Origin of the sequence: Micromonospora sp. DT15, from assembly GCF_049841475.1 — a bacterium.
Classification (GTDB): domain Bacteria; phylum Actinomycetota; class Actinomycetes; order Mycobacteriales; family Micromonosporaceae; genus Micromonospora.
In genome coordinates this window covers 73121-90725 of sequence record NZ_JBNCKJ010000007.1, presented here as the reverse complement: position 1 = coordinate 90725, position 17605 = coordinate 73121, and the positions used below count along the sequence as shown (strand labels likewise).

Annotated in this window: 16 protein-coding genes and 1 riboswitch; of the genes, 5 read left to right on the top strand and 11 right to left on the bottom strand. The window is 71.6% G+C overall.

The window, feature by feature from the left end; translation table 11 throughout:
- Positions 1-34: 34 nt before the first annotated feature.
- The 6 genes from ACLQ3F_RS16955 to ACLQ3F_RS16930 all read right to left on the bottom strand — a co-directional run bounded on the left by ACLQ3F_RS16955 (position 35) and on the right by ACLQ3F_RS16930 (position 4492).
- Positions 35-304, bottom strand: a complete 270-nt coding sequence (locus ACLQ3F_RS16955; RefSeq protein ID WP_112581781.1) for a hypothetical protein — start codon at positions 302-304, stop codon at positions 35-37.
- Positions 301-648, bottom strand: coding sequence for an ArsR/SmtB family transcription factor (locus ACLQ3F_RS16950; protein WP_285792822.1), 348 nt, complete (start codon positions 646-648; stop codon positions 301-303). The genes ACLQ3F_RS16955 and ACLQ3F_RS16950 overlap by 4 nt, the downstream gene beginning before the upstream one ends.
- 163 nt (positions 649-811) lie before the next feature.
- Positions 812-985, bottom strand: a complete 174-nt coding sequence (locus ACLQ3F_RS16945; protein WP_036410891.1) for a CsbD family protein — start codon at positions 983-985, stop codon at positions 812-814.
- 74 nt (positions 986-1059) lie between these two features.
- Positions 1060-3306 (bottom strand): heavy metal translocating P-type ATPase, encoded by a 2247-nt coding sequence (locus tag ACLQ3F_RS16940; protein ID WP_425849945.1) that lies wholly within the window; start codon positions 3304-3306, stop codon positions 1060-1062.
- A gap of 12 nt (positions 3307-3318) precedes the next feature.
- Entirely contained in the window at positions 3319-4269 is a 951-nt protein-coding gene (locus tag ACLQ3F_RS16935) for a hypothetical protein (protein ID WP_425849942.1), read from the bottom strand.
- A gap of 13 nt (positions 4270-4282) precedes the next feature.
- On the bottom strand, positions 4283-4492 hold the full coding sequence (locus tag ACLQ3F_RS16930; RefSeq protein ID WP_238681977.1) for a heavy-metal-associated domain-containing protein: 210 nt from the start codon (positions 4490-4492) through the stop codon (positions 4283-4285).
- A gap of 94 nt (positions 4493-4586) precedes the next feature.
- Between ACLQ3F_RS16930 and ACLQ3F_RS16925 the strand changes: the two genes are divergently transcribed.
- Positions 4587-4883 (top strand): metal-sensitive transcriptional regulator, encoded by a 297-nt coding sequence (locus ACLQ3F_RS16925; RefSeq protein ID WP_425849940.1) that lies wholly within the window; start codon positions 4587-4589, stop codon positions 4881-4883.
- A gap of 6 nt (positions 4884-4889) precedes the next feature.
- On the opposite strand, the gene ACLQ3F_RS16920 is transcribed toward ACLQ3F_RS16925, so the two are convergent.
- Positions 4890-6854 carry a copper-translocating P-type ATPase gene (locus tag ACLQ3F_RS16920; RefSeq protein ID WP_425849937.1) on the bottom strand — a complete coding sequence of 655 codons (1965 nt, stop codon included), beginning with the start codon at positions 6852-6854 and terminating at the stop codon, positions 4890-4892.
- 416 nt (positions 6855-7270) lie between these two features.
- Here ACLQ3F_RS16920 and ACLQ3F_RS16915 point away from each other — a divergent pair, with 416 nt between their 5' ends.
- Positions 7271-8659 carry a YibE/F family protein gene (locus ACLQ3F_RS16915; protein ID WP_425849935.1) on the top strand — a complete coding sequence of 463 codons (1389 nt, stop codon included), beginning with the start codon at positions 7271-7273 and terminating at the stop codon, positions 8657-8659.
- A gap of 166 nt (positions 8660-8825) precedes the next feature.
- Positions 8826-8956, top strand: a riboswitch (cyclic di-AMP (ydaO/yuaA leader).
- 4 nt (positions 8957-8960) lie between these two features.
- Positions 8961-9980, top strand: a complete 1020-nt coding sequence (locus tag ACLQ3F_RS16910; protein ID WP_425849933.1) for a coiled-coil domain-containing protein — start codon at positions 8961-8963, stop codon at positions 9978-9980.
- Positions 9981-10036: 56 nt separating this feature from the next.
- Here the strand turns inward: ACLQ3F_RS16910 and ACLQ3F_RS16905 are convergent, their stop codons facing one another.
- Positions 10037-10762 carry a carbonic anhydrase gene (locus tag ACLQ3F_RS16905; RefSeq protein WP_425849930.1) on the bottom strand — a complete coding sequence of 242 codons (726 nt, stop codon included), beginning with the start codon at positions 10760-10762 and terminating at the stop codon, positions 10037-10039.
- A gap of 226 nt (positions 10763-10988) precedes the next feature.
- Between ACLQ3F_RS16905 and ACLQ3F_RS16900 the strand changes: the two genes are divergently transcribed.
- Positions 10989-11324 (top strand): helix-turn-helix transcriptional regulator, encoded by a 336-nt coding sequence (locus ACLQ3F_RS16900; protein ID WP_425849927.1) that lies wholly within the window; start codon positions 10989-10991, stop codon positions 11322-11324.
- Between the two features lie 51 nt (positions 11325-11375).
- Complete coding sequence (gene mycP, locus ACLQ3F_RS16895) at positions 11376-12605, top strand: type VII secretion-associated serine protease mycosin (RefSeq protein ID WP_425849924.1); 1230 nt, start codon at positions 11376-11378, stop codon at positions 12603-12605.
- Positions 12606-12707: 102 nt separating this feature from the next.
- Here mycP and ACLQ3F_RS16890 read toward each other — a convergent pair whose 3' ends face one another.
- From ACLQ3F_RS16890 to eccCa, 3 genes are all read right to left on the bottom strand, one after another.
- On the bottom strand, positions 12708-12986 hold the full coding sequence (locus ACLQ3F_RS16890) for a WXG100 family type VII secretion target (RefSeq protein ID WP_030329555.1): 279 nt from the start codon (positions 12984-12986) through the stop codon (positions 12708-12710).
- 25 nt (positions 12987-13011) lie between these two features.
- The gene (locus ACLQ3F_RS16885; protein WP_139583998.1) at positions 13012-13320 is read right to left on the bottom strand and encodes a WXG100 family type VII secretion target; all 309 of its coding nucleotides are present in this window, start codon (positions 13318-13320) and stop codon (positions 13012-13014) included.
- Between the two features lie 205 nt (positions 13321-13525).
- Positions 13526-17491, bottom strand: a complete 3966-nt coding sequence (gene eccCa / locus ACLQ3F_RS16880) for a type VII secretion protein EccCa (RefSeq protein ID WP_425849923.1) — start codon at positions 17489-17491, stop codon at positions 13526-13528.
- Positions 17492-17605 lie beyond the last annotated feature (114 nt).

The window sequence follows — 17605 nt, the reverse complement described above, 5'->3', positions numbered from 1 at the left end:
GCTCGACGGCCCGGGGCCCTTCTCGTCCGCCGGGTCAGTCGACCTCGCGCAGGACGCGTTCGAGCGTGGTCATCCGGGTTTCCATCCCGCCCAGCCGGCCGTCCATCGCCGCGAGCAGTCGGGCGTTCTCCGCCTGGGCCTGAGCGGCCGTCTCGGCGAGTTGGCGGTAGTCGTCCGCCCGGTCCGCCTCGTACCGGGCCCGACGGGTCTTGGCGAGTTGCACGACGGTCACCGTGACCACGCTGATCAGGAAGGCGAAGATGCCGATCGCGCCGACCACCTCGGTCCAGTCGTGTTCGCTCATCGCTGCGCTCCCGGCTGCTCGCCCGAGTCGGGCACTGTCAGCGTCTCGACCGCCGCCGCGATGACCGCGGGGGTGAGTGTGAGCACGAACGGCTCCACCTCGTAGTAGTTCATGGCCTTCCCGTCCTCCGACAACTCCAGGCGGGCGGTGACCAGCCCGGCCGCCGCCAGCTTCCGTAGGTGGACCTGCAACAGCGCTCGACTGATGCCCAGTTGCCGGGCCAGCCCGCTGACGTACGCACGCTCGCGGGCCAGCGCGGCGACGACCCGCAGCCGGTGCGGGTTGGCCAGGGTGGCCAGCACCCGGACCAGGTCGTCGCCGGTCGGCGGTGAGGCGGTGCTCATAACCAGCCCTTGCACATGCCAAGGAAAGTTAGCAGGTGTCGGCGAACTGCGGTGCGGACGGAGAGCGGAATCAGGGGGATCTCAGGGTCGGCGAAAGAGGCCGGACACACAGCACGCCGGGCCGGTGATGATCACCGGCCCGGCGTGCGGGTTACGTCGTACGTCAGCTCTTGAAGGCGTCCTTGATCTTCTCGCCCGCCTGCTTGAGCTTGGCGGTGGACTGGTCAGCGCGTCCCTCCGCCTCCAGCTGCTCGTTGTCGGTGGCCCGACCGGCGCCTTCCTTCAGCTTGCCGGTCGCGTCCTCGGTGGCGTTGTTGATCTTGTCGTCGAATCCCATTGCCAACCTCCATTGCAAGCGTCGCTACGACAACAGAGGTACCCCCGCCGTCCCCGGTCCAACCATTACCGTCGTCACAGATCGGCGACGGCCGACCGGAAGCGACGCAGGCGCAGGCTGTTGGCCACCACGAAGACCGAGGACAGCGCCATCGTGGCACCGGCGATCATCGGGTTGAGCAGCCCGGCAGCGGCCAACGGCAGGGCCGCCACGTTGTAGCCGAACGCCCAGAACAGGTTGCCCCGGATGATGCCGAGCGTGCGGCGGGACAATCGGATGGCGTCCACCGCGGCGTCCAGGTCGCCCCGGACGAGGGTGAGGTCGGACGCCTCGATCGCCACGTCGGCGCCGGTGCCCATGGCCAGCCCCAGGTCGGCCTGGGCCAGCGCCGGGGCGTCGTTGACCCCGTCACCGACCATCGCCACCGACCGCCCCTCGGCCTGGAGCCGCTTGATCACGTCGACCTTTCCGGCGGGCAGCACCTCGGCGATCACCTCGTCGACGCCCACCTCGGCGGCGACCGCGCGAGCCACAGTGGCGTTGTCCCCGGTCAGCAGGACCGGAGTCAGCCCCAGCCCGCGCAGCCGAGCCACCGCCGCCCGGCTGGTCGGCCGGACCACGTCGGCGACAGTGAGCACGCCCCGGGCCCGGCCGTCCCAGCCGGCGACGATCGGCGTACGGCCGGCGGCCTCGGCGTCGCGCACCGCCCACTCGACCTCCGGGGGTACGTCGATCTCACGCTCGCGCAGCAGCCGGACCCGGCCGACCAGCACGGCCCGCCCGTCGACGGTGCCGCTCACCCCCAGCCCTTCGAGGTTGCCGAAGGCGGTCACCGGGGGCAACGCGCCCGCCTCGGTGGCAGCGGCCGCTACCGCACGGGCGATCGGGTGCTCGGAGGCGGCCTCCACCGCCCCGGCGAGCCGGAGCAGCTCGGCCCGGTCCACGCCGCTCGCCGGCACCACGTCCACCAGTGTCATCCGGCCGGTCGTCACGGTGCCGGTCTTGTCGAGCACCACGGTGTCCACCCGACGGGTCGACTCCAGCACCTCCGGGCCCTTGATCAGCACGCCGAGCTGGGCGCCCCGACCAGTGCCGACCAGCAGCGCGGTCGGGGTGGCCAGGCCGAGCGCGCACGGACAGGCGATGATCAGCACGGCTACGGCGGCGGTGAACGCGGCGGTCGGGCCGGCCCCGGTGCCGAGCCACCAGCCGAGCGTGCCGACGGCGAGGGTGATGACGATCGGCACGAAGACCCCGGAGATCCGGTCCGCCAGCCGCTGCACCGCCGCCTTGCCGCTCTGCGCCTGCTCCACCAGGTCGGCCATCCGGGCGAGCTGGGTGTCCGCGCCGACCCGGGTGGCGGTGACGATCAGCCGCCCACCCGCGTTGATCGTTGCGCCGACCACGCCGTCACCCGGGGCGACCTCGACCGGCACCGACTCACCGGTGAGCATGCTGGCGTCGACGGCGGAGGTGCCCTCGTCGACCACACCGTCGGTGGCGATCTTCTCCCCGGGGCGGACCACGAAGCGGTCACCGACGGCGAGCCGGTCCACCGGGATCAGGATTTCCACGCCGTCACGCAGCACCGTCACGTCCTTGGCGCCGAGATCGAGCAGGGCGCGCAGGGCGGCGCCGGCAGTTCGCTTGGACCGAGCCTCGAAGTAGCGACCGGCCAGGATGAACACGGTGACCCCGGCGGCCGCCTCCAGGTAGATGTTGCCGGCGCCGTCGCTCCGGACGATGTCGAAGCGGAACGGGTGCGTCATTCCGGGCATCCCCGCGTCACCGAGGAAGAGCGCCCAGAGCGACCAGCCGAACGCGGCCAACGTGCCGAGCGACACCAGTGTGTCCATGGTGGCCGCGCCGTGCCGCAGGTTGGTCCAGGCGGCCCGGTGGAACGGCAGCCCGCCCCAGACCACCACCGGGGCGGCCAGGGTCAGCGACAGCCACTGCCAGTAGTCGAACTGCCAGGCCGGGACCATGGCCAGCAGGACCACCGGCACGCTCAGGGCCACCGACACCCACAGCCGGGTACGCGGCCCCCGCAACGGGTCCACCGGGGGTTCCGCGCTGGGCGGGGCTGGCAGCGCCGCTGTGTAACCGGTCTTCTGCACGGTCCCGATCAGGTCGTCCGGCGTGACGCCGTCGGCGTACCGGACTGTCGCCTTCTCGGTGGCGTAGTTGACGGTGGCGCTCACCCCGTCCATCCGGTTGAGCTTCTTCTCGATGCGGGCGGCGCACGCGGCGCAGGTCATCCCGCTGATCGCCAGTTCGATCCGGTTCGGCGCCTCGGGCAGCGGTCTGCTGGTGGTGGTCATCGTCTGGTCCCGTCAGTCATGTCCGTGCCCGGGGGTGCCGTGGTCGGCCCCGCCGGTCGGTGCGGGCCCGCTCGGCTTGGGGGCGTCTCCGGTCGGGGCAGCGCCGGCGACCACTGTGAACTCGGCGGTGTGCACCCTCCCGCCGTGTTGGAAGTCGAGGTAGAGCCGGTAGCTGCCGGCCGAGGGCACCTCGGCGAGGAAGGTGACGGCCGGACCGGGCCGGGTGCGCCCGTCGCCGGGCGTTCCGTCCGGGTGCACGTGCAGGTACGCCAGATCACCCCGACGCAGTGCCACCAGGTGCCCGTACGCGCCCAGGTAGGGCTCCAGGTCGGTGACCGGCTGCCCGTCCCGGCTGACGGTCAGGGTCAGCGACGACGTCCGACCGGGCTGCGGCGCACCGGTCAGGGTGACCGTGTAGCCGTCGACAGTGGTGCTGGTCGTCGGGGCGGGCAACGGCCGTTCGGTCAGCACGCCGGGGACTGTCACGTCCACGCCCAGGGTCAGCGGATCGCCCCCGGTCGGGGTGAAGTCGGCGAACGCCCGCCACTGTCCGGGACCGGCCAGCGGGGTGTCGACCCGCCAGGTGCCGTCCGCGGCCAGCTCGGGGTGGACGTGGCGGAAGCCGGAGAGGTCCCGACGGGCGACGATCAGGTGCATCTGCTTGTCGTGCGCCACGTCGTACCGGATGACCGGGCGGCCGTCCGGGCCGGTGATCCGGAAGGCGAACTCGTCGGCCGGGGCGTCGAGCGGTTCGAGGGTGTAGCCACGTTCGGAGACGAGCAACCCACCGGGCAGCCGATCGCCCGTCCCGCCCCGCTCGTCCGCCGTCGGGGTGGCGGCGGCATCGTCGTGCCGGCTCTCGGCGACCGGGGCGGGGTCGACGACCCGGCCGATCCCGTAGGCGGCGCCGAAGACCGCCGCCAGGCCGACGGCGAACCCGGCCAGTTTCGTCACGGTACGCACGCCGGCCCGCCGATCACGCGTCGACGAGGTCGTAACCGGCCTCGTCGACGGCGGCCCGGACGACGGCGGTGTCCAGCGGCTGGTCGCTGCTGACGGTGACCCGGCCGGCGGCGAGGTCGACCTGGACGTCACGCACACCCGCGATGGCGCCGACCTCAGCGCTCACCGCGCTGACGCAGTGCCCGCAGGTCATGCCCTGCACCTGGTACGTCGTGTCGACCATTGGATCGTCTCCTTCGTGGTACCGGTACCCGGTGGGGGTATCCCAACAGAACCGACCGTACCATACCCCCTGGGGGTACGCTATCCTGGTCGGTATGACCGCACCCACCCCGATCCGCGGATACACCGCCAGCAAGGACCAGCTGCTCGCGCGGCTCCGCCGCGTCGAGGGGCAGGTCCGGGGCATCGAGAAGATGGTCGACGACGACCGCTACTGCATCGACGTGCTCACCCAGATCTCCGCCATCCAGGCCGCCCTCGACAAGGTGGCCCTCGGGCTGCTCGACGGGCACGCCCGGCACTGCATGCACGAGGGCGCCGCCGATGGTCGGGCCGACGAGATGGCCACCGAGATGATGGCGGCGGTCGGCCGGCTCATGAAGCGCGGCTGACCGCGCTCAGTCCGGCGCGGGATCGAGACGGACCCGGCGCAGCAACTGAGCGTTGAGCGCCACCACGATCGTCGACGCCGACATCAGCACCGCGGCCACCGCCGGGCTCAACGCCACACCCGCCCAGGCCAGCACCCCGGCGGCCAGCGGCAGCGCCACCACGTTGTAGCCGGCCGCCCAGGCCAGGTTCTGTCGCATCTTCCGGTACGACGCCCGGGACAGCCGGACCACGGCCCCCACCCCGCGCGGGTCCGAGGATGCCAGCACCACCCCGGCGGACTCGATGGCCACATCGGTGCCCGCGCCGATCGCGATGCCCACGTCCGCCCGGGCCAGCGCCGGCGCGTCGTTCACCCCGTCACCGACCATCGCCACCACCAACCCCCGCCGCTGGAGCTCGGCCACCCGATCGTCCTTCTCCGCCGGCAGCACCTCGGCGAAGACCTCGTCGACGCCGGGCCGGAAGCCGAGGTCGGCGGCGACCGCCTCGGCCACCGGCCGGGCATCACCGGTGATCATGGCGATGGTCCGGACACCCTCGGCTCGCAACTCGTCGACAGCGCGCCGGGCCTCCGGACGCACCTCGTCGGTCAACGCGAACGCACCGAGCACGGCGTCGGGCAGCCGCACCAGGTGCAACACCGCGGCACCCCGCGCCGACCACCGCCCGGTCGCGGCCTCCAGCTCCGCCGGGAGCGAAAGGCCCAGCTCGCGCAGCAGCGCCGGCCCGCCCACCGCGTACTCCGTACCGTCGATTGTCGCCTTCACACCGCGGCCCGGCAGCGACCGGAACCCGGTTGCCCGGGCCGGGCCGCCGCGGCCGGCCGCCGCCACTATCGCCCGGGCCAACGGATGTTCGCTCTCCGACTCGACACCGGCCGCGATCCGCAGCACCTCGTTCCGCTCGACGCCGGACGCCGTCGCCAGGTCGGTCACCCCGTGCTCGCCCCGGGTCAACGTGCCGGTCTTGTCGAAGAGCACCGCGCCGACGGTCCGCATCCGCTCCAGGGCCAGCCGGTCCTTGACCAGAATCCCGGACCGTGCGGCGAGCGCGGTGGAGAGCGCGACGACCAGCGGGATGGCGAGACCCAGCGCGTGCGGGCAGGCGATCACCAGGACGGTCACCGCGCGGACCACCGCCTCGTCGGGCTGACCGAGCGCGGTCCAGACCAGCACGGTCAGCACGGCGGTCCCGGTGGCCAGGTAGAACAGCGCGGCGGCGAACCGGTCGGCCAACAGTTGGGCCCGTCCACCGGAGGCCTGGGCCTGCGCGACCATCCGCTGGATGCCGGCGAGGGCGGTCTGCTCACCCAACGCCTCGACGCGCACCCGGATCGCCGAGTCGGTGGCGACGGTGCCGGCCACCACCCGGTCGCCAGTCGACCGGGCGACCGGCCGCGACTCCCCCGTGATCATCGACTCGTCCAGCTCGGCGCCGCCCTCGACGACACGGCCGTCCGCCGGTACCCGACCCCCCGGCCGGACCAGCACCACGTCGCCGATCCGCAGACCGGTCACCGGCACGGCCTCGACCCGCCCGTCCGCCGCCACCCGTTCGGCCTCGTCCGGCAACAGCGCGGCCAGCGCCGCCAGCGCTCCCCGGGCCTGTCCGATGGCCTTCATCTCCTGCCAGTGCCCGAGCAGCATGATGGTGACCAGCGCGGCCAACTCCCACCAGAAGTCCAGGTCGAAGACGCCGACGCTGGTCGCCAGGGACGCGGCGTATGCGACGGTGATCGCCATCGCGACCAGCAGCATCATCCCGGGCGCCCGGTCCCGGACCTCCCGAACCGCGCCGACCAGGAACGGCCAACCGCCCCACCAGAACACCACCGAGCCGAGCACCGGGCCCACCCAGCCCTGACCGGGGACGACGTCCCCGCTCAGGCCCAGCCGACCCGACACGAGATGACTCGTCAGCACCACCGGGATGGTCAATACCAGGCAGACCCAGAACCGACGGCGAAACATCGCCGGATCGTGTCCGGCGTGCTTGTCGTGTCCGGCGTGCTTGTCGTGCGGCACGGGTTCGGCGTGTCGCGGTCGGTCGGGGTCGGGCGGTGACGGAGCGGGCATGGCTCCAACATGCCGCCCCGGAGACCGCCGCGCGAGCGGTTCGGCCGCCCGACACTCCGCCACGACCTGCAACCCCCGGAAGGGCTGGCTAGCATCTCCCCCGATGGCCCTCCGAATGCCGCTGCACAGTCGGGCACCGGCGCCGCCACGTCGTGGCGGTGCCCCCAGCCGACCGGGCCGAGCACTGACCGTCCGTGATCAAGCGGTCGTCAGGCAGCGATCCGCCCCGCCGTCCGCCGCGTTTCCACCGCAACGGTGAACCGCCCGGCCCGCTGACCCGTATCCCGCACCGGATCGTTGGGAGTCTCACCTTGGCCGCCGACCACACTCACCCTGCTCCGTCCGCCCCGCCTCGGGTGCGACGGATCCTCGTCGTGACTGTGGTGCCCCTCTTCGTCGCCACCGTGCTGGCCGCGGTGCTGCTCTGGCCGCGCGGCGGGTCACCGCAGACCGATGGTGGTGCGGACGTGCCGCGCTACCCCGGCACTGTCACCCGGGTGGTGAGCGAGCCGTGCCCGCCGGCGCCGTCGGTCCCCGAGGGCACACCGAGGCTCGGCGACGGGCGGTGCGGCACTGTCGACGTGCGGGTGGACGACGGGCCGACCGCCGGCCAGCAGGTACGGACTCCGGTGCCCGACGGGCCCGGCGCACCCCGGGTCGAGGTCGGCGACGAGGTCGTCCTGGTCGAGCTGGCCGACCCGACCGATCCCGCCACCAGCAACTGGAACATCGCCGAACACCAACGCGGCACCCCGATGGTGTGGCTGGCGGTGATCTTCGCGGTCGCGATCGTCGCGTTCGGTCGGTGGCGGGGTCTGGCCGCGCTCGCCGGGCTGGCCGCCAGCTTCGCCATCCTGCTCACCTTCGTGCTGCCGGGCATCAGCGCCGGCAGGTCACCGCTGCTGGTGGCGGTGGTCGGCTCGGCCCTGATCATGTTCGTGGTGCTCTATCTGACCCACGGGGTCACCGCACAGACCTCGGTCGCGGTGCTCGGCACCCTGGGCAGCCTGGTCCTGACCGGCGTGCTCGCCACAATCGCCACGGCCGCGACCCACCTCACCGGCTTCGGCAGCGAGGACGCCACCACCCTGTCGATGTTCCAGGGCGACGTGGACCTGCACGGTCTGCTGCTCGCCGGAATCATCATCGGGTCACTCGGGGTGCTCGACGACGTGACGGTCACCCAGGCGGCCACCGTCACCGAACTGGCGAGCGCCAACCCCGGGCTGACCCGGTTGCAGCTCTACCGTGCCGCCACCCGGGTCGGCCGCGCGCACATCGCCTCCACTGTCAACACCATCGTGCTGGCCTACGCGGGTGCGTCACTGCCCCTACTGCTCCTGCTCACCGCCGACTCGCGGCCGATCGGGCAGATCCTCACCAGTGAGTTCCTCGCGCAGGAGATCGTCCGCAGCGCGGTCGCCACCCTCGGTCTGATCGCCGCCGTGCCGCTGACCACCGGGCTGGCCGCGGTGGTCACCGCCGCCGGGCGCGCCGACGCCTCAGCGCTCACCGACGCCTCAGCCCCCACCGACGCTCCCGCGCCCCGGCCCCAGCCGGACCGCAGCGAGGCGCTGGCCGCACTCAGCTCACCGCGAACGGCCGGCTCCGACGAACCGGACCGGACGCGGACCGCACCCCCACCCGAGGCCACCGACCGGTGGCCGAAGTCGAACAGGAGCACGGATACGGCATGGTGACACTCCTCAGCGTGACCAGATCGGGCATCCACCCTGAGAACCCCGTCACTGGTCACAGAACGCTATGGCGAAATGACGCTTTTGGTCGGCATCCAGGCGTAGCTCAGCCGGTCGACTCTCGGGTAACCTCGCTGCCGGTTACCGATGAAGGCGCGAAGCGGCGCCTGCGGTGCCACCGCCCAATCGCCAACCGGCGAGCCGGGGACCCAGGTACCTGGGGTGAATCCGCATCAGCGGTAGGGGCCACTTCCGCCCCGAACCCGTCAGCTAACCCGGTCGGCGGTCGACGGAAGGGAACATTGTGACGGCACCCCTACGCCGCTGGTTGACACCCGTGGTGGCCGTGATCGCCGCACTGACCGTGTTCGCCGGGCCGTTCCCGGCGCACGCCGCCCCGACGAACCCCACACCGTCCGGGCACGAGGAGGACGGCGAGCCCAAGCTGCTCAACGACGTCATCGAGCAGGCCAACCGTGACTACTCCGCCGCGAAGTCCAAGCTGGACAAATCCAAGAAGCGGCAGAGCGAGTTGGCGGCGGAGGTCAACCGGGCCAAGGCCGACCTGGACGCGTTGGCCCCGCAGGTCGGGCAGATCGCCGCCCAGGCGTACCGGACCGGCCGGATCGGTGCCGTCGCAATGCTGCTGGAGAGCGACGCGCCCGACTCGTTCGTCCAGCGCGCCGGGCTGCTCGACGAGATCAACATGGTCAACGAGAAGAAGCTCTCCGAGGTCAACGAGGTGAAGTCCCGCGCCGAGCAGGCCAAGCTGGCCCTCGACACCGAGGTGCGCGAGCAGCAGAAGCAGACCGCCCTGATGGCGAAGCGCAAGAGCGAGGCCGACAAGGCGCTCTCCCTCGTCGGCGGCAAGGGTTTCACCGGCGGCCTGGTGGATGCCACCTCCAAGGTCGCGAAGATCGGCCCGGGTCGCACGGCCGACGGTGACTGGAAGGCCCAGTCGTGCAGCGAGAACGACCCCACCACCTCCGGCTGCATCACGCCGCGCACGCTGCACGCGTACAAGGAGGTCAAGGCGGCCGGCTTCAACCGGTTCGTCGGCTGCTACCGCCCCGGCGGGCCGTGGGAGCACCCGAAGGGCCGCGCCTGCGACTGGTCGCTACAGAAGAGCGGGTTCTCCCCGTGGCACAACAACGACACCAGGACGTACGGCAACAACGTCGCCGCGTTCCTCATCCGTAACGCCGACCGGCTCGGCATCTACTACGTGATCTGGAACCGGCAGATCTGGTTCCCGGCCACCGGCTGGAGTTCGTACAGCGGGCCGTCGAACCACACCGACCACGTTCACATGTCGCTGCTCTGACCCGCCCGATCTCCGTCGAGGGCCGTTCCGCGTGACGCGGAGCGGCCCTCGTCGCGTCAGACGGTGGCAGGCGCGGCCGGGTCGGTCGAGGCCGGAGTCGTCAACGTCGTGAAGCCGGCCGGCACAGCGGCCACCGGACGTACCGCTCCGGCTGCCAGTCGGTAGGACACGCCCACCACCGCGCACCGCCCCCGCGCCACCTCGTCGGCCAGCACTGGCGACTGCCCGAGCAGCGTCTCGACGGTCTGTGCGATGTGGATGTCGACGATGCCGTCGATGTCGTCCACGCCCTCGGCCGCGGCCCGGCGCAGGCTGGGCAGCACGGCGTCGACCACGGCGCGCAGATGGCCACTCGGCGCGGTACCGGTCGCGGCGGACTCCCGGGCGGCCTGCACCGCACCGCAGGAGTCGTGACCGAGCACCACCACCAGCGGGGTGCCGAGCACTGTCACCGCGTACTCGACGCTGCCGAGCACCTCGGGGCCGGCGGTGTGCCCGGCGGTGCGAACCACGAACAGGTCGCCCAGGCCTCGGTCGAAGATGATCTCGGCAGCCAGTCGCGAGTCCGAGCAGCCGACGATCACCGCGAACGGGTGTTGCCCGTCGGCCACCGCGGCCCGGTGCCCGGCATCCTGGTTGGGGTGGCGTGGGGCGCCATCGACGAAACGCCGGTTGCCGGCGACCAGTTCGGCGTACGCCCGGGTCGGCTCACTGAGCGCGGTGGCCCCGTCGGTGGTCCGCTGCGGACCCGGCTGACCGCCGGAGCTCCCGGTATGACTCATCCCGCACCTCGTCTCGACGCATCTGACCTGGTCAAACCGGCTTTCCGCCGGGCGGGCGGCGGGCGCTGGCTCGTGCTCCACCGTCACACGCACCGTAAGATGCGTCAAGGTATGCGTGATTTAGATTTCATACGTTGACTCCGGCCACACCCTGGGCAACCTTCCCGGGGCGGGGCGGACCAGACTCTCGCGAGGGCAGACGGACATCCGAAAGGGCGGTCACACGATGGCGAGCACGGTGACAGGCGACACCGGCAGTGGGCGGAACTGGACGTTCCTCACCAATCACGGGCACGTCCTACTGGCCATCGCCCGCAATCCGACCGCCCGGCTGCGTGACGTCGCAGCCGAGGTCGGGGTGACCGAACGGGCCGCGCAGGCGATCGTCGCCGACCTGGAGGCGGACGGGTACCTGCACCGCACCCGGGTCGGGCGACGCAACGAGTACACCCTCAACCCGGCCGGCCGGTTCCGGCACCCAGCCGAGGCCGACCGGCAGGTCGGCGACCTGCTCGCGCTGTTCGCCGACACGTCCACCGCGAAGGCGGAGCCCCGGGCCTGACCCCGGTCACCGGGGGCCGCTGACAAACGGTCGCGGCGGTAACCTTTGCGGGTGCGCGAATGCCCGCCGTTGAGCGCGACCCCGTCCCGCCGTGCCCTTCGCGGCGTCCTTAGTGGAACGCTGGCGGTCCTGCTCGGCGCCGGCCTGGTGGCACCCTCCCCCGCGACCGCGGCGCCGCCCCTCTGCGGTCCCACCGGCACCGACAGCCTGACCCAGATGCCGTGGGCGCTCCGCCGGCTGGAGCCGTCCTCGGCGTGGCCGCTGTCCCGGGGCGCCGGGATCACGGTGGCCGTGATCGACTCCGGAGTCTCCGCCGCCCACCCGCTCCTCAAGGGGCAGGTGCTCGAGGGTCGCGACTTCAACGGCCTGCCGGCCCGCCAGGGCCAGTGCGACGAGGCCGGGCACGGCACGCTGATCGCGGGCATCATCGCGGGCCGGGAGGGCACCGTCGTCCCCTTCAGCGGCATCGCCCCGGCCGCCCGCATCCTGCCGATCCGGGTGCTGCCGCAACTCGGCGCGGTCAACAACCCGCAACTCCCCGCGCAGATCGCCGCGGCAATCGACTGGGCGGTCGAGCAGGGCGCCGACGTGATCAACCTGTCCCTGACCACGGTTCCCCGCCCCGAACTGACGGCGGCCGTCGAACGCGCGCTGGCCAAAGGGGTGGTGCTGGTCGCCGCCGCGGGCAACCGGTCCGAAGATTCGCAGAACCTGCCGGGTTACCCGGCCGCCTACCCCGGGGTGATAGCGGTCGGCGGGGTGGACGAGCAGGGCGGCCACGTCGGCACCTCGATCAGCGGCGACTACGTCGACATCGCCGCACCCGGGATGAACATCGTCGGGCCGGCACCCGGAAACAGCGGCTACCGCACCGTGCCGGAGGGCGGCACCAGCTATGCCGCCGCGTACGTGTCGGGAGCGGCCGCGCTGGTCCGGGCCGCCTACCCCGGTCTCGACCCGCAGCAGGTAGCGGATCGGCTGAAGCGCACCGCGGACAACCCACCCGAGGGCCAGAACGCCGACATCGGGCACGGGATGGTCAACCCGTACCGGGCGGTGTCGAGCCTGCTCGGCACCCGGGCGAACCCGCCGGCCGGCGCGCTCCCGGCGCCCGCCGTGCGGGACGACCCGCTGAGCTGGCAGCGCCCCACAGCGATCTGGGCTGCGGTCATCGGCGGGCTACTCGCCGGGCTGCTGCTGCTCGCGCGACCGATCATGACCCTGGGCCGCCGACGCGACTGGCGCCCCGGCCGACGCAAGGACGCACCAACCGCCGGCTGAGCTGGGCACCGCAGCCCGACGCCGACGCCTACGCCCGCCAACGCCAGACACAAAGCGGCTCCGGGCCGGGCGAACCGGACCGGAGCCGCTCGTGCGAATGCCTCAGCTCCACACCTTGGAGTTGCTCATCTCCGTGGTGAGGTAGTTTTCGCGGGCGATGCCCACGGCACCGCCGATCTCGTTCAGGATCCGGTTGATGTCCCGGACCGCGGCGTCCCACTTCGCCTGGTGCTGCTCGTAGGCAACCCGGTCCTCGCCGTCCCAGTGCAGCTTGGTCAGCATCGACCGCAGCGTGTCGAGCTTTTCCTCGAGGGTCTTCGAGATGGCCTGCATCTGCTGGTTGCTGCTCTCGAGGACCGCATAGTCAACTTTGATCGTCACGATTTCCTCCTCTGCCGGCTACGGATCACGGGTTGAGAGCAGAGTGGAACTTGTCCAGCATCTGCTGCTGCTCTTCGTCGTTGACCTGGTGCGTCGTACCCGACTTGTCGAGCAGGTCAGCGATGCTGTCCATCGCCGTCAGCAGTTTGACGGTGTCCTCGTTCCAGCGCGTCATCAGCGACTGGAAGCCCGTGGACGCCTGACCCTTCCACGCCATGGCCAGGTCGTCGACCACGTTCCAGAGCTTCTTCAGCTCGCCGTCGACCTCGCTGCGCGTGGACCGCACGTCACTCGCGGCGGTATGCAGAGTCGCAGCTTCGACCTCGAACGCCATGCTTCACACCCTTCCGTCTGTTGTGGTGGCGGCTTCGCCGCACCCCTCCCCCGCGGCAAGGCAGCAACACCCCACCGACGGACACTCCAGTGAAGACCGTAGCGGAACGTGTCCAGCCCTCGCAGCCCTGACCGGCGACGTTCGATGGATGGTGGTGAATCGGACCGGAACGGCCCACCAGCCCCTACCGAACGAACGACAGCGCTCAGGCCGGCTCAGACCAGGCCGTCTGAATCAGCTGCTGGCCATCGCGACGGCGAACCAGGGTGCCCCGACCGGCCGGTTGCGGGCTCGGCCGCAACGTGCCGAAGACCGCGCCCTCCTCCCGGTTGCCGGACATCAGCAGGCCCGGCGAGTCCAACTCGCGCAGCCGTTGCAGCACCGGCTCGTACAGCGCCCTGGAGACACCACCGACGCGGCGCGTGACGATCAGGTGCAGACCGATGTCGCGGGCCTGCGGCAACAACTCCTGGAGGGCGCTCAGTGGGTTACTGCCGCCCGATGCCACCAGGTCGTAGTCGTCCACCAGGATGTAGAGATCCGGACCCTTCCACCAGCTCCGATCACGCAGCTGGGCGGTGGTCACGTCCGGGCCGGGCAGCCGGTTGTTCAGGGCACTGCGGATCGACCCGAGGCCCTGGGCGAACGCCTGGTTCGACGGGGCGTAGTCGAGCAGGTGGTCACCCTCCACCGCCCCCAGCAGGCCACGCCGGTAGTCGGCGATCACCAGCCGGGCCTGCGCCGGGGTGTAGCGCTCGGTGATCCCCCGGGCGATCAGGCGCAGCAGGTTGGTCTTGCCGCACTCCGCGTCGCCGAAGACCGTCAGGTGCGGCTCGTTGGTCAGGTCCAGGTAGACCGGCGCGAGTGCCGACTCGTTGACCCCGATCGGGATACCGGGCGCCGAGCGGTCGATGATCCGGGCCAGCTCCGTCACCGGCAGCCGGCGCGGCAGCAACCGCACCTTCGGCGCCGGTCGACCCGACCAGTTCGCGGCCACGTGCCCGGCCAGGGACAGCGAGGCCTCGCTCAGATCATCGATGTCGCGACGGCCGTCGATGCGTGAGATCGCGGTGAGGAAATGCAGCTTGTCCCGGGTCAGGCCACGACCGGGCGACTTCTCCGGCACGTTGTTCGCCGCCCGACGGTCGATCTCGGACTCCGACGCGTCACCGAGGCGCAGCTCCAACTTGGTGCCGAGCAGATCCCGCATGTTGATCCGGATCTCCGCCCACCGCACGGCGGTGAGCACCACGTGCACACCGAAGCCGAGGCCCCGGTTGGCCAACGTGGTAATGGTCTGCTCCAGCTCCTCGTACTCCTGACGCAGGGTGTTCCACCCGTCCACCACCAGGAACACGTCGCCGAACGGATCGTCGGCGAACTCACCGGCGGCACGACGACGACGGTAACTCGCCACCGAGTCGATGCCGTGCTGGGCGAAACGACCCTCCCGATCGTCCAGGACGGCGACCACCTCGGCCACCGTCCGGCGGACCGCCTCGACGTCGCGCCGACCCGCCACCCCGGCCACGTGCGGCAACCGCTCCATGCTGCGTAGCGCGCCCCCACCGAAGTCCAGGCAGAAGAACTGCACCTCCCGCGGCGTGTGCGTGAGCGCCAACGAGGCCAGCAGCGTACGCAGCATCGTGCTCTTGCCACTCAGCGACCGACCGACGATGACCACGTTGCCGCCGGCCCCGGCCAGCTCGACCATCATCGGATCCCGACGCTGCTCGTAAGGGCGGTCCACAACGCCGACGGGCACTGTCAGTCGCCCGCGGCCGGGCCAGGAGGCGGTGCACAACCCGTAGGTCGGGTCCACCGCCAGCGGACCGAGCAGCTCGCCCAGACCCGGCGGGTCGGCCAACGGCGGCAACCACACCTGGTGCGCCGGGCGGCCCCGCCCCTTGAGCTGGTCGATCAGCACGTCGAGCATCGCCACTGCCTTGCCGTCGGCCGGCTGCTCCGCCTCCGGAGCGGTGGCCACCGGCACCTGCGGGACCTGCACCGGTACGAAGTCGAGACCGTAGGGCACGATCCGGCGCTGCACCAGCGCCTGCGAGGCGGAGGCCTGCTGCCCCGGCGCCCGGTACGCCCCCGACACGTACGCGGCCCGGAAGCGCAGCATGGTGCTGGTGTCGGTCTTCAGGTAGCCGTGGCCCGGCGCGTTCGGCAGCTCGTACGCGTCCGGGACGCCGAGCACGATCCGGCTCTCCACAGCGGAGAAGGTCCGCAGACCGATCCGGTACGACAGGTGCGTGTCGAGGCCCCGCAGCTTGCCCTCTTCGAGGCGCTGGCTGGCCAGCAGCAGGTGCACGCCGAGGGACCGACCCAGCCGGCCGATCATCACGAACAGGTCGATGAAGTCCGGTTTGGCGGCGAGCAGTTCGCTGAACTCGTCACAGATGATCAACAAGCTGGGCATCGGCGCCAGCGGTTCACCGGCCGAGCGCGCCTTCTCGTACTCGAAGCGGGAGACGTAGTTGCCGGCCGCCCGCAGCAACTCCTGGCGGCGCACCATCTCACCGGCGAGCGCGTCGCGCATCCGGTCGACGAGCGGCAGCTCGTCGGCCAGGTTGGTGATCACCGCGCTGGTGTGCGGCAGCGCCTCCAGCGAGGCGAAGGTAGCGCCGCCCTTGAAGTCCACCAGGACGAAGTTCAGTTCCTCCGACGAGTGGGTCACCGCCAACGCGGCCACCACCGTACGCAGCAGCTCGCTCTTGCCGGAGCCGGTCGCACCGATCACCAGACCGTGCGGGCCCATGCCCTCGTGCGCCGACTCCTTGAAGTCGAGCTCGACCACGTTGCCGTCCGGGCCGACACCGAGCGGGATGCGCAGCCGGTCGCGGTGCCCACGCGGGCGCCAGGTGTTCTGCACGTCCACCGCTGCGGCGTCGCCGACGCCGAGCAGGTCCGGCAGCTCGGTGCTGCGGGCCAGCGGCTCGTCGCCGCCGGTCTGCTGCTGGGAGAGCCGGAAGGGGGCGATCTGTCGGGCCAACCCCTCGGCGGCCTCCGCGCTGAGTCGGTCGGGACGACCCAGCGTCGACGACGAAGTGCCCCGGACCAGGTCGAGTGAGCCTCCGTCGTTCACGTCGAGGCAGAGCAGCCAGCGGCCGGCGTCGCGCGGCACCGTCCCGGAGAGGTCGATCACGGTGGTCCCGAGCAGACCCGGACCGACCAGCTGGCAGGTCGGCGAGATCTCCCCGCCGTCGATCACCACGACCAGGTGCGGGGCAGTGGTCAGCGGCTTGGCCTCCGGCGCGAACCGGGGCCGCCCGGCCAGCTCGGCGGCGAGCGAGGCCTCGGCCTCGGCCAGGCTGGCGAACACCAGCCGGCGCGCGCCTGCGGCGTCCGTCCGACCGCTGTGGTGGGCGTGTGGCAGCCACTTCACCCAGTCCCAGGACGACTGCCGGTCGGGTGCGGCGACCACAGCGATCACCAGGTCGTCCGGTGCGTGGAAGGTGGTCAGCTGCCCCAGCGCCGCCCGGGTCAGGTCGAGCACCGGCTCGCGGTCGCCGCGCAGCACCACCCGACTGAACGCGCGCACCGACAGCGCCGTCGGCAGTTCGGGCACCGTGGAGTGTGCGCGGACGAACCGGCGGAGCGCGATGGCGCTCATCGGCTCCAGGTCCTCCACCGGCTTCGTCTCCGGTGGGACGATCTCCACGGCGAGCCGCTGCGGGCCGAGGGCGATCCGGGTCTCACCGAAGTCGTCCTCGGTGATCCGCCGTTCCCAGAGTCGCCGGGACGCGGCGATGGACCAGAGCGCGTCGGGCTCCGGGTGCCGCCAGGCCATCGCGGCCCGCTGCTGCTCGGCGGCACGCCGGGTGCGCTTGCGCATCTGCGCCAGGTAGCGCATGTAATCACGGCGATCGGCGTTCAGCTCGGCCTTGTCCTTGCCGCCGCTGTTGGCCAACGAGCCGATCGCCATGCCGAGCATCGAGACACCGAACAGACCACCGGCGACGTAGGTCATCATGCCGCCGCCCTTGCCGGCGTAGAGGAACGCCATGGCGCCGACCCCGCAGAACATCGGCAGGATCATGAGCAACTGCCCCATCCCGCGGGGTGTCGGCTCGGGCAGCTCAGGAGGCGACTCCAGCAGCACCTCGCCGCGCGGCAGGGCCGGCCCCGGCTGACGCGGGAGCCGGCGGAACACCACAGTGCTCACGGCTGTCTCCTCCCCAGAAGCGGCCCTGATGACGTGCGGCCCGCGGAACACCGCCCGCGGGTGGGCATCGTACGTGCCGTCATCGTAGGTAATCTGCCGTGTGCGCGGTGGACC